The sequence below is a fragment of the Acinetobacter sp. YT-02 genome (assembly GCF_002412355.1).
Lineage (GTDB): Bacteria > Pseudomonadota > Gammaproteobacteria > Pseudomonadales > Moraxellaceae > Acinetobacter > Acinetobacter towneri.
The window spans coordinates 1-13,921 of the sequence record NZ_NOZT01000034.1; the positions used below are offsets into that span (position 1 = coordinate 1).

Annotated in this window: 13 protein-coding genes, 1 tRNA gene, 1 pseudogene and 1 other annotated feature; of the genes and pseudogenes, 9 read left to right on the plus strand and 6 right to left on the minus strand. The window is 40.6% G+C overall.

Annotated features, from left to right (window positions below):
- Positions 1 to 1,174 (plus strand): annotated as a pseudogene (locus CF596_RS09475) (IS3 family transposase); the annotation flags it as partial.
- Positions 216 to 332, plus strand: a sequence feature (AL1L pseudoknot). It overlaps the preceding pseudogene by 117 nt.
- Positions 1,175 to 1,210: 36 nt before the next feature.
- Here the strand turns inward: CF596_RS09475 and CF596_RS14750 are convergent.
- The 3 genes from CF596_RS14750 to CF596_RS14755 form a co-directional block, all read right to left on the minus strand.
- Positions 1,211 to 1,396 (minus strand): Arm DNA-binding domain-containing protein, encoded by a 186-nt coding sequence (locus CF596_RS14750; protein ID WP_171324958.1) that lies wholly within the window; start codon positions 1,394 to 1,396, stop codon positions 1,211 to 1,213.
- Between the two features lie 194 nt (positions 1,397 to 1,590).
- Positions 1,591 to 1,667: transfer RNA gene (locus CF596_RS09485), tRNA-Ile, on the minus strand.
- A gap of 138 nt (positions 1,668 to 1,805) precedes the next feature.
- Positions 1,806 to 1,949, minus strand: a complete 144-nt coding sequence (locus tag CF596_RS14755; protein WP_154320842.1) for a hypothetical protein — start codon at positions 1,947 to 1,949, stop codon at positions 1,806 to 1,808.
- A 306-nt stretch (positions 1,950 to 2,255) separates the two neighbouring features.
- Here CF596_RS14755 and CF596_RS09490 point away from each other — a divergent pair, with 306 nt between their 5' ends.
- Together CF596_RS09490 and CF596_RS09495 are read left to right on the plus strand one after the other, a co-directional pair.
- A complete protein-coding gene (locus CF596_RS09490; protein ID WP_004971428.1) occupies positions 2,256 to 2,834 on the plus strand; it encodes a 1-acyl-sn-glycerol-3-phosphate acyltransferase in 579 nt (192 codons plus the stop codon).
- A 100-nt stretch (positions 2,835 to 2,934) separates the two neighbouring features.
- Complete coding sequence (locus CF596_RS09495; protein WP_096902288.1) at positions 2,935 to 3,684, plus strand: YebC/PmpR family DNA-binding transcriptional regulator; 750 nt, start codon at positions 2,935 to 2,937, stop codon at positions 3,682 to 3,684.
- Between the two features lie 85 nt (positions 3,685 to 3,769).
- Here CF596_RS09495 and CF596_RS09500 read toward each other — a convergent pair whose 3' ends face one another.
- Complete coding sequence (locus CF596_RS09500) at positions 3,770 to 4,240, minus strand: Lrp/AsnC family transcriptional regulator (protein ID WP_004971430.1); 471 nt, start codon at positions 4,238 to 4,240, stop codon at positions 3,770 to 3,772.
- A 488-nt stretch (positions 4,241 to 4,728) separates the two neighbouring features.
- Between CF596_RS09500 and CF596_RS09505 the strand changes: the two genes are divergently transcribed.
- On the plus strand, positions 4,729 to 5,787 hold the full coding sequence (locus CF596_RS09505) for a hypothetical protein (RefSeq protein WP_242439147.1): 1,059 nt from the start codon (positions 4,729 to 4,731) through the stop codon (positions 5,785 to 5,787).
- A gap of 79 nt (positions 5,788 to 5,866) precedes the next feature.
- Here the strand turns inward: CF596_RS09505 and CF596_RS09510 are convergent, their stop codons facing one another.
- Complete coding sequence (locus CF596_RS09510; protein ID WP_096902290.1) at positions 5,867 to 6,631, minus strand: glutathione S-transferase family protein; 765 nt, start codon at positions 6,629 to 6,631, stop codon at positions 5,867 to 5,869.
- A 268-nt stretch (positions 6,632 to 6,899) separates the two neighbouring features.
- Between CF596_RS09510 and ychF the strand changes: the two genes are divergently transcribed.
- Positions 6,900 to 7,991: a redox-regulated ATPase YchF gene (gene ychF / locus CF596_RS09515; protein ID WP_096902291.1), complete on the plus strand. Its 1,092-nt coding sequence runs from the start codon at positions 6,900 to 6,902 to the stop codon at positions 7,989 to 7,991.
- A gap of 128 nt (positions 7,992 to 8,119) precedes the next feature.
- Here ychF and CF596_RS09520 read toward each other — a convergent pair whose 3' ends face one another.
- On the minus strand, positions 8,120 to 8,611 hold the full coding sequence (locus CF596_RS09520; RefSeq protein WP_026438320.1) for a hypothetical protein: 492 nt from the start codon (positions 8,609 to 8,611) through the stop codon (positions 8,120 to 8,122).
- A gap of 119 nt (positions 8,612 to 8,730) precedes the next feature.
- Here CF596_RS09520 and CF596_RS09525 point away from each other — a divergent pair, with 119 nt between their 5' ends.
- The 4 genes from CF596_RS09525 to glnD all read left to right on the plus strand — a co-directional run bounded on the left by CF596_RS09525 (position 8,731) and on the right by glnD (position 13,905).
- Complete coding sequence (locus CF596_RS09525) at positions 8,731 to 9,468, plus strand: AzlC family ABC transporter permease (RefSeq protein ID WP_171062558.1); 738 nt, start codon at positions 8,731 to 8,733, stop codon at positions 9,466 to 9,468.
- Positions 9,465 to 9,812, plus strand: coding sequence for an L-valine transporter subunit YgaH (gene ygaH, locus CF596_RS09530; protein ID WP_004971441.1), 348 nt, complete (start codon positions 9,465 to 9,467; stop codon positions 9,810 to 9,812). The genes CF596_RS09525 and ygaH overlap by 4 nt, the downstream gene beginning before the upstream one ends.
- Before the next feature lie 181 nt (positions 9,813 to 9,993).
- Entirely contained in the window at positions 9,994 to 11,211 is a 1,218-nt protein-coding gene (gene purT, locus CF596_RS09535; protein WP_096902292.1) for a formate-dependent phosphoribosylglycinamide formyltransferase, read from the plus strand.
- 27 nt (positions 11,212 to 11,238) lie between these two features.
- On the plus strand, positions 11,239 to 13,905 hold the full coding sequence (gene glnD / locus CF596_RS09540; RefSeq protein ID WP_004971443.1) for a [protein-PII] uridylyltransferase: 2,667 nt from the start codon (positions 11,239 to 11,241) through the stop codon (positions 13,903 to 13,905).
- Positions 13,906 to 13,921: the final 16 nt, after the last annotated feature.

The window sequence follows — 13,921 nt, forward strand, 5'->3', positions numbered from 1 at the left end:
TCCGAAAAAGATTATCCATCGAATTGGGCTGCGATCACAGCAATTGCGCCTAAGATTGGTTGTACTCCTGAAACACTTCGTGTTTGGTATCAATAATATTTAGATAAACAAAATCCAGTTAAAGTACAGCAGCTTTCAGACCAAGAACGTATCAAACAACTCGAACGCGAAAATAAAGAACTGCAACGCGCCAATGAGATTCTACGTAAAGCAGCCGCTTTTTTCGCCCAGGCGGAGCTCGACCGCCCACACAAATAATGGTGGATTTTATCCAGAACAATAAAGATCGATATGGTGTTGAAGCGATTTGTAGAATTTTACCGATTGCAGCTTCGACCTATTATCGGGCTTTAGATCTCGCTGACAATCCAGAACATCGAGCGAAACGTGCTCTGCATGATGAGCATCATGCTGAACAAATTCAACGAATTTGGAAAGAAAGTTTAGGTCGATATGGTGTGCGTAAGGTCTGGCAACAATTGAAACGTGAAGGTTATGTTATCGCACGTTGTACAGTTGCTCGATTGATGCAGAAGCTAGGTATACAAGGTGTTTGGCGTGGTAAGAATAAACAAACCACCCGTAGCCGAGATGATCAAAAACGAGCAGATGATTTAGTGAAACGTAATTTTAATGCTGATCATCCTGACCCTTGCGAAGCAGTGCTTCTCAGGTGAGTGACTTTACGTATATTCAAACTCATTCAGGCTGGGTCTATACCGCCTTTATTATTGATGTGTTCTCACGAGCAATTGTTGGATGGAAAGTATCGACACGGATGAATACAGATATGGTGCTCGATGCACTTGAGCAAGCATTGTACGATCGAGGCATGCCAAAGAATGTGATTCATCATTCCGACAGAGGTGTGCAATATCTTTCCATTCGTTATACCAATCGTTTAGAAGCAGCAAATTTACGAGCATCAGTCGGTACGACCGGTGATTCATACGATAATGCTTTGGCTGAAACGGTGAATGGCTTATACAAAACAGAGGTGATTGAATATTTAAAAGCAGATTGGCAAGGTTTAGCAGATGTACAACTTGCGACACTAAACTGGGTAGATTGGTTCAATAAAAAGCGTGTACACAGTGCACTGGGTTATGTATCGCCTTTTGAGTTTGAAGCAATGTACTATGATAAGATTAACCCGTTAGGTCAGGTGGCCTAACTTAAATAAAAAAGTCTCCGACAAACCCGGTACGGTTCAGTGCCATTTCCACTTCCCTACCTCATCCTTAAAGCGGACTTGCCAAGTTTTTTTTCCTTTTGGTGATACACGAAAATAAAGCCCAGCATCACATGAAATACGATACTCCTTATCCTCAGGTTCAAGATTAAGAAGATGGGTATCTTTGATTTGTTTGATGTTATCTAAAGCCGCTCTTTTCATAACAAAATCTCTTGTATCCGAGTAATTCAGAAAGAGTATCGGATACAAGATTGGATACACAAGAGGGTCAAATAAAGCTGTGCATAGCCAAACATAGTTGTGCAAAAAGCAGAAATAAAAAACCCATGAATCATTATAATTCATGGGTTTATATATCAAATCATTACAAAACTGTGCATATGATTACAAAAAACTGGTGGGCCCAGACAGACTTGAACTGTCGACCAACGGATTATGAGTCCGCTGCTCTAACCGACTGAGCTATAGGCCCTATAATTGAATTTGTTATATTTCAACAAGTTCAAGCGCAAAGAATACTAGCGAAGATTTTTTAAAAACACAAGCCATTTTCAGAAATTGCTGTATAGATAGTCAGCAGACGAATTTGATTATTATTGAAATATAAAAACTACACCTTCACTTTCCGAAACATTGCCCGATGCAACTTTAAACGCTTCTCTTTACGCACTTCTAAAAACAACTCAAACATTGACCATACCAAGACCAATAACAACACAGTCAATGCCACAAGAAAAGTCGTCAAATAAGCCACTTTAGTATCCTTCCATGATGCGTGGAATAGTGAAATGATGAATAGAATCATAGCTAATTACGACCAAAGTCTAATGATTTACAAATCATTTGAATAGTGCATTTTTGCTCAATTTAAGACTTAATTTCTCTGAATTCATATATTTTTAATATTAAAAACAAAGTATTTAGAGTTAAAACCAATAAAAGATATAACGCTATATCAACTGCATCACTTGAGATTGCTATATTTCAAACAATTTTCTGTTGACTCTTATATAAAACAAGCAGAAATTATGCATTTCCAGATTCATCAGCTGTTAAATCTATGTTGAAAAAATTTATAGGCGAGTCCGCATTCAAACTTGCAGGATGGCAATATCAGGTAGAACCCAACATCCTCGAAAATAAACAAGTGATCGTCGGTTTTGAACACACCTCAATGATGGATGCAATCCTCTCGCTTGCTCTGTTCCAAATTTATGATATTAAAATTCATACTTTAATCAAAAAAGAGCTTTTTAAAGGGCCACTTAAACCTATTTTAGAAAAAGTCGGCGGTATTCCAGTAGACCGTAAATCTAACAAAGATATTGTGTCGCAAATGGTCGAACTTTTTGATCAAAATGAACATTTCAATTTGGTCATCGCACCCGAAGCAACTCGCGCAAAAACAGGTGAAGCCCGCAAGCCAATTCGTACAGGTTTTTGGCATATTGCCAAAGCAGCCAATGTGCCTATCGTTTTAATGTATGCCAACTCACAAACCAAACAAGGTGGGATTTTTGGCAAAATCTATCCGACAGATTTAGATCACGATATGGCACTTATCCAACAATTATATAAAGAACATGTGGGCTTAGATATTGTCATTCCTGAGCCTAAAACAACTCAAAGTAACACTTAAAAAAACCTAAAACTCTGCCCTTTATCTAAAAAAAGGGCTTATGTTAGAATGGGCGCAATTTTGATAGGCATACTGCCAATCTGTAAGGAGCATAGTTCGCATGGCGGGTCATTCCAAGTGGGCCAACATTAAGCATCGCAAAGCCAAACAAGATGCTAGTCGTGGTAAGTTGTTTACCAAATTTATTCGTGAATTAACAACTGCTGCAAAGCTCGGCGGTCCAGATGCGGCAAGTAACCCTCGTTTACGTGCTGTTGTGGAAAAAGCACTTTCAGTTAACATGACACGTGACGTCATTAACCGTGCCATCCAGCGTGGTGCAGGCGGTGACGATAACGACGATCTTAAAGAAGTAACCTATGAAGGTTATGGTGTAGGTGGTGTTGCGGTTATTGTAGAAACCATGACAGACAACTTAAACCGTACCGTGCCAGATGTACGTCACTGTTTCTCTAAAACTGACGGTAACTTAGGTACCAATGGTTCTGTAGCATTCCTGTTCACAAAACGTGGTGAAATTTCATTTGAAGATTCATCTTTAGAAGATCAAGTGATGGAAGTGGCTTTAGAAGCTGGCGCAGAAGATATTGAAGTGTCTGAAGATGGCATTTTGGTTATTACCACGCCAGAAGCTTTTGGTACAGTTCAAGATGCGCTCACAGCAGCAGGTTTGAAATCTGACAATGCTGAAGTGGTTATGAGTCCATCGACCAAAGCAGAAATTACAGACATCGATCAAGCGAAAAAAATTATGAAAATGATTGATATGCTTGAAGATTTAGATGATGTTCAAAACGTATATACCAACGTTGAATTCTCTGATGAAGTTTTAGCACAATTAGACGCATAATCGGTCTAACTGCAATTCCTAAAAACGCACGTTCTCGTGCGTTTTTTTATAGATCCAGTCAAAATAATTCTAAGATTCTAATAAATTAAACTTTATTTAATAAACCATGACAGTTTAAAACATCATATTCTTTAATCACAAAGCTAGAATGCAAACCTGCCACATGCTCAATTTTACCAATCCGTTTTAATAAAATTTCGCTGTAATTTTCCATATCTCGTGCCACAACCTCTACAATAAAATCTGCAGTCTGTCCTGTCACCAAAAATGCACGTATCACTTCAGGAATGCTTTCCAATTCATCCAAAAATTTGGCAAAAATATCGGTATCGTGTTTGCTCAAAGACACCTGCAACAACACATGCAAACTAAAGCCCAGTTTTTGATAATTAATTTCACGCTTTAAACCTGAAATAATTTTATGATCGATCAGACTTTTAATACGGCGATGCACCGAACTTACCGACAGATTAACCCGCTCGGAAAGTTCATTCAAATTGACATCTTCATTGCTTAAAATTTCTAAAATATGCTTATCGTAGCGATCTAATTCCATTTTCAAGCACTCAATCTAATCTGATAAAATTTAAACTCATGCTGCCATTATACTTAAATTATTTTGCAGACTAAGCATCTTTATCGAAAATTATTTTCCATTATTAAAGCAAAATGTTTATGATTCAACAGATCACCGCTTATCGTTTTGAACAACTTAACAGACAAACGGAACAGCTTTCTAATTTATTGATTTTCAAATTTTTAAATTTAAAAAACTCAACAAAACAACGAATCTACTCATACATTTTCACAATCCCGACCGTCTATCTTTTACAAGTGTATAGAAATGTATTAAAAAAGATGCGCTCGACAATAAGCACAATGCAGCACAACAAAACCAATAAAAATACAAGGAATCGTCATGGCTTTTAAATCTCTAAGCTTGCTGAAAATAAAATTAGCTCTGTATTTACCGTAGAAACTCAGACCAGCTCTTTATTCGATGGACTCTTAAGTGGTGGCTCTTTAAGCAATACCTTTTCTGGTTTGCTTGGCAGCCTGACTAGTTCGACCTCGACCACACCTACCCTAGATTCTTTATTAAAAAGTTTACTCTCTGGCAGCAGCTTAGATAGTTCTAGCCTAACCAATCTAATCAGCCAATTTTCAAGCTCGAATACCAACTTAGATATCACCAGTTTAATTAGCAAACTGACACAATCCAATGGCGGTAGCTTCGATATTGCTTCCATCACCAATTTACTCAGTGGCATGATTGGCAGCAATGCAGGTGATTTAGATATTACGAAACTCACCCAATTAGTGAGTGGGTTAATCGGTGGCAATACAGGTAATCTTGACATTGCTCAAATTACTCAATTGGTCAGCGGTTTGATTTCGGGCAATAGTGACCTCGATATGGCTGCGATCACACAACTGGTTGGTGGTTTAATTGGCGGCAATACTGGCAATTTAGACGGCATGGATATCGCAGCGATTGCTGAATTGGTAGGCGGGTTAATGCAAGGCAATGGTGATCTTGATATTGCACAAATTGCTCAACTGGTTAGTGGTTTGATTGGCGGCAACATCGGTGGAGGTTTAGGCGGCATGGATATCGCGGTCATTGCAGAACTTGTAGGTGGCTTAATCCAAGGTAATGGCGATCTTGATATTGCAGAAATTGCGCAATTGGCAAGCGGCTTAATTGGTGGCAACATCGGTGGTGATTTAGGTGGGCTAGATATCGCTGCCCTAGAACCAATTCTTGCGTTGCTTAATCCTGAAGGTCAGCTTGCAAGTGACTTTGAACTAGGTGGTTTATTAAATAATCTGACTGGAGATACAACTGGCGGTTTCAGCTTAGATGACTTAAGTGATGACTTTGACAACTTAATTTTTGGTTCAGATTTTAACATCAGCGACTTACTGCAAGGTGCGTCATCTACAACCAGTTCAGAGATCAATATTGAAAGCTTAGTCCCTGCATTAGGCGATGCATTTGGCAATTTAACTGGTGGCACATCAGACACTCAATTTGATTTAGCTACCCTGCCAAATTTGGTACAGACTTTTGATTTGAATAACTTAAATTCTTTGTTCTAATCCTTGGTTTTAGGTTTTTATACATCAGTATCCAAAAAATACGCGCAGATTGCGCGTATTTTATCTGAGGCGATAACATTTAAATACCGCGCCAATCTACACGTGCATTACGCTCAGTTTGATAAATACGAGAAACATATTGCCCTAAAGGTAAATCCAGCAAATATTTTTTATAATCTTTAAATTCTTCAGAAATCACTTCATCATGTTCTTTTTCCCACGGCGTTCCAGAAATTTCCAAAATAGGTGCAAGCATCGAACACACTGAAATATCGGCTAAACCTAAACGCTCACCCACAAAATAACGCCCGTAATTATCAATCAAATGCTGATTTAAAATGACAATTAATTCATCCATCCGCTGTTTGGATTCTGCAACTTTATCTTGATCGAGCTGATAGCCCTTAGACACCAAGGCTTTAATAATTGGCTTGGAATATTTAGAAAATTGACGCAAATAGCCTTTTTCGCCAATTAAAATTTCCAAAGGTTCTTCACTTTCAGATAATGCATGCGCCAACCCCCATCGACGCACATGCTGCCCCAATTCATCAGCCAAAGTATTTATGGCCAACGCATGTTTATATTGTTCGGCATCACTGCGTAACAAGGCATGTTCGGGGTAAATATCATCTAGATATAAAGCAATTTGAGTCGAATCTGCTATCCAGCGGTCTTGATCACGTAAAATAGGTAATTTATTTTGCCCTGTTTTTAATTGGGCAAAAGCGCGATGCACGCCTGGAATTAAGTTTTGCGCATCATAATCTAACTCTTTATGATCCAATAACCAGCGAGCTTTCTCACAAAAATGAGACAAAGGAAACTGGTATAAGATGCGCATAAAATCTCCATATTTAAAATTTTGATATCCAAAGCAGTATCAATACTGTGCTTGTCATACTTTAGTCATAGCCTCTTATAATTACAATGTACTTTTTATTCAAAATTCAGGCGAAACAGTCAGCAATTCAAAATCAATTCCGAAAAGAAATTCAACGTACAGCATCAAGCACGCTAGATTGGAGAAACATCTGTCCGATGACCTGACTTTATCTGCCCTTTCATGTAAAATCGTGCCTAATTTTTAAATAACACGTTGTGAGTTATTCATGGGTTTTAATTGTGGTATTGTGGGCCTGCCAAACGTTGGTAAATCTACGCTTTTTAATGCTTTAACCAAAGCTGCAATTGCAGCGGAAAACTTCCCATTTTGTACCATTGAGCCAAATACAGGCATTGTACCTGTGCCAGATTCACGTTTGGACAAATTGGCGGAAATCGTAAATCCGCAACGTGTATTACCCACCACGATGGAATTTGTGGATATTGCAGGTTTGGTTGCAGGTGCATCTAAAGGTGAAGGTTTAGGTAACCAATTCCTTGCCAACATTCGTGAAACCGATGCAATTGCGCATGTGGTTCGTTGCTTTGAAGATGAAAACGTCATTCACGTAAATGGTAAAATTGACCCATTAGATGACATTGCAACCATTAATACCGAACTTGCTTTGGCCGATTTAGAAACGGTAAGCAAAGCCATTACACGCTTAGCAAAATCTGCCAAAGGTGGCGATAAAGAAGCTGTAGCGACCAAAGCCGTTTTAGAAAAAATTCAACCTTTACTAGATGATGGCAAGCCTGCGCGCGCAGCCAATTTAGATGATGATGAACGCAAATTGGTTCGTGGTTTTGGTTTATTAACCTTAAAACCAACCATGTATATTGCCAACGTGGCAGAAGATGGCTTTGAAAACAACCCGCACTTAGATGCAGTTAAACAACTTGCTGCAGAAGAAAATGCGATTGTGGTTCCTTTATGCAACCAAATTGAAGCCGAAATTTCATTGCTTGAAGATGAAGACCGTGCAGAGTTCTTAGAAGCTCTTGGTATGGAAGAACCAGGTCTGAACGTGGTGATTCGTGCAGGTTATGCGCTGTTAGGTCTGCAAACTTACTTTACTGCAGGCGTACAAGAAGTCCGCGCGTGGACAGTGAAAGTAGGTGCAACTGCACCACAAGCGGCAGGTGTAATTCACACTGACTTTGAAAAAGGCTTTATCCGCGCAGAATGTATTGCTTATGATGATTTCGTACAATACAACGGCGAAGCAGGCGCAAAAGAAGCAGGTAAATGGCGCTTGGAAGGTAAAACTTATATCGTTCAAGACGGTGACGTTTTACACTTCCGCTTTAATGTCTAACTTGTTTTAATGCTTAATTTTAGAACAATCCTTGCAGCAAAGCATTGATTCAATAAAAAAACCTCGATGCTTACATCGAGGTTTTTTTATGGGCGATTCCGCATCACATTAATGCAGAACAACCTCAATTAAGACTGCACCACATTGCCCTTTTGTTTCGGGTCGGTATTACCCAATTCAGGATGCGCCAAAGCATCGGCACATTGTTTTTTATCACGTTCATAATCGGCTTGTTTTTGTGCAAGACTGCTTGAACTGTCAATCGTCGCACGTGCCCAAATTTCCAAACTGGTCAAGGCCTTACGACACAGCGCATATTTCCCTTCCGTTACAGAGTCGGTCATTTTGACATTAATACGCCAGTCGGTACTTAATTTACGGGCAGGTTTGCGGACTTTATCTTCAATTAAGTTACGCTGTTTACGATACACGTACGGCTCAACTTCATTCATTAATTCCCACGCGGCTTGCGCATACACAGTCGCATCATTGGTGAGTTTTGGCGCAGGCTTAATTTCTACTGTTTTTTGCGGGTTGTTGTCATTGCTACACGCTTGCAATAACAGGCTACTGCATAACATTGAAGCAAGCAGGATTACAGGTGTTTTCAATTTCAACATATCGGTTCGCCCATACAAACAATTCGGCATCATGCTAATGAATTCAAGTATAATACACAATCTTCATTTGACCCATCGTTCAACTTTCTCCCACAAGGTGTGTCGTGTCCGTACACAATATTCAAACTGCGCCCGCAGCAAGTTTTTGGCAAGGTGCAAAAGATAGTCAGGCGATTATTTTCACCTATCTGCCTGTTTCTTTTGCTTTTGGTGTTTCTGCAACTCAATTCGGCTTTAGCGCATGGGAAGCCTTATTTTTATCTTGCTCGATGTATGCAGGGGCGAGTCAATTTTTAGTCGTTGCCTTATTGGGCAGTGGAACTTCAATCTGGATGACCGCATTAACGGTAATCGCCTTGGATATTCGACATTTACTTTACGGCCCGGCCTTACAAAACCTGATTCAAGATCGTTTAAACCTAAAAAAAACTGCAATTTGGTCATGGGGTCTGACCGATGAAGTTTTTGCCTCAGGCATGATTAAACTGTCACAGCGCCGTCAGGAATGGTCTGAATCATGGATGCTTGGACTGAGTTTATTTAGTTGGTTGTCTTGGGCATTAGGCTCTTTGTTAGGCGGATTATTTGCCGATCAAGTCACTAAAATGCCACAGTTTTTGCAAGCGGCGCTCGACTTTTTACTGCCCGCTTTATTCCTTAGCTTCTTATTGGCAGCATTTGAAAAGAAACACACCTTTGTCGTGGGAATCACCATTCTAGTATCTGCCGTAGCTTGTTATTTTATTGACTTATCTGCTGCAATTTTTATTGGGATTTCTTCAGGTATTTTGGCGGGATTATTTAAACACTATGTTTTAAAACAACCCGACCCTGAACATACAGGAGCAAAATCATGAGTTTAGAAATTATTTTGGTCGGTATTATGGTCGGTATCGCAAACTTCGCCTCACGTTTTGGGCCATTTTTTGTGATTCAAAAGTTTCAACAAGGCTCACAGCAACGTGGTGCTTTATGGCTTAAAATCGCTTTGGGCAGCATTGGTATAGCCGCAATTAGCTCTATGCTCGTGGTTGCAACCTTGCCACCTTTGCTTGAAACACCCAATAAAAGTTTTGCGATGTTGATTGGCTTTTTAGTGCTGACAGGTTTGTATTTTAAGTTTAAGAAAATCGTCCCTGCCACGCTTACCGCAGCCATCACCTATGGTTTAATTTATACCTATGTGCCATTTTCGTTCTAATGTTGCTGAAATTTAGAGGTTGGATCGCCCAAATGAGCTATTTCAGGATTCAGCCCTAATTACTATAAAGCACTGAATGCAATACAACGAGATGACAAAATCATGATTTTATTGCAAACAGGGCTTAACTCATGGAACAGTTCTGCTATGCTAAAAGCCCACTTTAGCAAGGACGATTCACATGAGCGTGACCATTGGTACTCCCCTTCAATCTTCTGCTTTCAAGGTTTTGCTATTGGGTTCAGGGGAACTCGGTAAAGAGGTGGTAATTTCACTGCAACGCTTAGGCGTAGAAGTACATGCCGCCGATCGCTACGACAATGCGCCAGCCATGCAAGTCGCACATTATGCTTATACTTTAAACATGGCAGATGCCACAGAATTAAAACAACTGATTGAAAAAATTAAACCTAATTTAATTGTGCCTGAAATTGAGGCGATTGCGACATCAGTTTTACTTGAAATTGAAGCGCAAAATATTGCAACAGTGATTCCATCTGCCAAAGCGGTAAATTTGACCATGAACCGTGAAGGCATACGTCGTTTAGCTGCGGAAGAATTAGGTTTGCCGACATCCGCTTATCGCTTTGCCAATTCACTCGAATCTTTCCGCGCTGCATGTGATGACATTGGTTATCCAAACTTTGTGAAGCCTGTGATGTCATCTTCAGGCAAGGGACAATCGCGTGTCACCTGCTTTGATGAAGTTGATGCAGCTTGGGAATATGCCCAGACTGGCGGACGCGTCAATCAAGGCACTGTGATTGTTGAATCACAAATTGACTTCGATTTTGAAATTACCTTATTAACCGTACGTGCTAAAAATCCAGAAACTGGTGCGATTGAAACTTCATATTGCGACCCAATTGGTCACCGTCAAGATGCAGGCGACTATGTAGAAAGCTGGCAACCTCAAGCCATGAGTGATGCTGCCTTGACTGAAGCCAAACGAATTGCACACAAAGTGACTACTGCCTTAGGTGGTTGCGGTATTTTTGGTGTAGAGCTGTTTGTGAAAGGCGATAAAGTCTGGTTCAGTGAAGTCTCTCCACGTCCACACGACACAGGTTTGGTGACATTGGCTTCACAATTCCAAAGTGAATTCGAATTACATGCCCGCGCGATTTTAGGCTTACCTGTCAATACCACACGCCATAGCGTTGCAGCCAGTGCAGTGATTTATGCAGGTGTCGATGCAACAAATCTTTCATTTTCTGGCCTGAATCTTGCATTAGCACATCCCGATACAGATTTACGTTTATTTGGCAAACCTGAAGGTTTTGAACGTCGTCGTATGGGCGTTGCCACTGCGCGAGCAGAAACCACAGAGCAAGCGCGTGAGCTAGCTCAGCAGACTGCGGACACTGTTCGTGTTCATTTAAACGAAAATCAAAATTAAGCTCGTCATTGCATAACGGAATTGTCCATGATCATTACATTACCCTTGCTGAATTATGTAAAAAGCAACCATGACATTCAGGCCATTAACCAATGGCGCACCGATGTCGAAAATCAGCTACAACAATGTTTTGAAAATGGACAATCCATTCGTGAAGTGATTTTGGCGCGTTCTAACCTGATTGATGAAGCGCTCACTTTCTTATGGCAACATGCTGAATTAGACAAAACCGATTTGAGCCTATTTGCAGTGGGCGGCTATGGGCGTAAAGAAATGCTGCCCTATTCCGATGTCGATATTATGGTGTTGTCGGAAGATGCAATCACATCAGAACAAGAACAACTTATTTCGACCTTTATTTCGTCTTTATGGGATGTTGGCAACTTCAAACCTGCCACCAGCGTGCGGACTATTCAAGACTGTGTGATTCAGGCAACCAGTGATTTAACTGTTGCAACTGCCTTGATTGAAGCGCGTTTAATTACAGGAAATCAGCAGCTTGCCAAATGGCCGCGTCGTATTGTTTCGCAAACTTGGACAGATAAAACCTTTTTTGATGCCAAAATGGAGGAGCAAAGCAAGCGTTACGCGCAGCACAATGACACCGAAAGTAATTTAGAACCTGATATTAAAAATGCTCCGGGCGGTATTCGTGACATCAACCAAATTGGCTGGATTGCCAAACGCCATTTTCGCGTCAATCGTATTTACGACTTGGTGCATTTAGGTTTTATTTCAGAATTTGAATTGGGTGTACTTGAAGAAGCCGAAAGCTTTTTATGGGAAATCCGTCATCATCTCCATCGTTTAACCAAACGTGATGAAAACCGTTTATTGTTTGATTATCAACGAGATATTGCAGCAACTTTTGGCTATGTTCGAGAAGAAGGTAAACCGCAAAATTACCCGATTGAACAATTTATGAAGCGTTATTATCGCTCTGCACAGCAAGTTTCCACTTTAAATGAAATGTTGCTGGCCTATTTTAATGAGTCGGTCATTACCCCGCGTTTGCCTAATTATGAACGTAACATTGAAGAAATTAATGAAAATTTTAAACTGGTCGATGGCAAACTTGCCGTGCAGCACCACAAAATTTTCTCAGAAAAACCAAGCGCAATTTTAGAAATTTTCTATTTATTGGCCAATCGTCCTGAAATTGAAGGAATTCGCGCACGAACACTGCGCCTGCTGACACTTGCAGCCAAGCGTATTGACCAAAGTTTCCGTGATGATCCAACGCATCAAGCGCTGTTTATGGCAATTTTGCGCTCACCGCACCGCTTGTATAATACCTTGGTGACTATGAAACGCTTAGGTGTATTGGGCAATTACATCCCCGCTTTTGGTCAAATTACAGGTTTAATGCAATACGACTTATTCCATATTTATACAGTCGATGCGCACATTTTACTATTACTCCGCAATTTAAGCCGCTTCAAAGAACCTGAATTCGCGAAAGATTTTCCTGTGGTCAGTTCGGTATTTCAGCGTTTAGCCCGTCGTGACATTATTTATTTGGCTGCGATTTTCCATGATATTGCTAAAGGTCGTCGTGGTGATCACAGTGAACTTGGTGCGGTAGATGCGATTGAGTTTTGCCGTAAACACGGATTTACTGAACGTGAATGTAACCTTGTGGCATGGTTAGTCAAAAATCACTTGTTGATGTCAGTCACAGCACAGAAAAAAGATATTTCTGACCCCGATGTGGTCAAGGAATTTGCCGAAAAAATGGGAGATATGGAGCATTTAGATTATCTCTATACCTTAACGGTTGCTGATATTAATGCGACTAATCCAACACTCTGGAACTCATGGCGTGCATCCTTAATGCGCCAACTTTATACGCAAGCGCGTGATGTCATTCGCTCAGGACTTGGGCGTCCCGTCGATTATCAAATGCTGATTGAAGACACCAAATTTGCGGCAAGCGAGTTACTGGTTAAAGATTTTGAACTCAGTGCTGTTGAAAAAGTCTGGCAAGAACTGGGCGATGAATACTTTATTAAAGAATCTGCCGATGAAATTGCATGGCATACCCGCGCGATTTTGGAGCATGGCGATAATCCTGCACCATTAGTGCTCATGCGCGCGCACCGAAAATCAGCACAAGACGCAGTACAAATCTTTATTTACACGCAAGACCAACCCAACCTATTTGCCACAACTGTCGCTATTTTAGACCGCATGAACCTTGACGTTCAGGATGCACGAATTATTACTGCGACCAAAGCCTTTAGTTTGGATACTTACGTGGTCTTAGACCGTTTTGGCACACTCTTAACAGACCCTGAACGTGAAGAAATGGTGATTGAGGCTTTAGTGAATGCCTTGAGCCAGTCAGATAAATATCCGGGTCTGATGCAACGCCGCATTCCGCGTCAATTACGTCATTTTGACATTGAAAATACAGTAGAAGTGACTTTCAATGCAGCGCTGAATCAAAACATGGTCGAAATTGCCACACTAGATCATCCCGGGTTACTCGCCAAAATTGGCGGCTTGTTTATGATGCAAGGCTTAGATATTCACTCCGCCAAAATTGCCACCCTGGGCGAACGTGCCGAAGATATTTTCTTCGTCACCAAAAAAGATGGCAACCCAATGACAAAGTCTGAAGCAGATACCTTTGCCATCCAGCTCAAAGCTGCTTTAGATGAGGCCTCTAATCAGGTCTGTGGTCAACATTAACTTCAATTTACGGAAC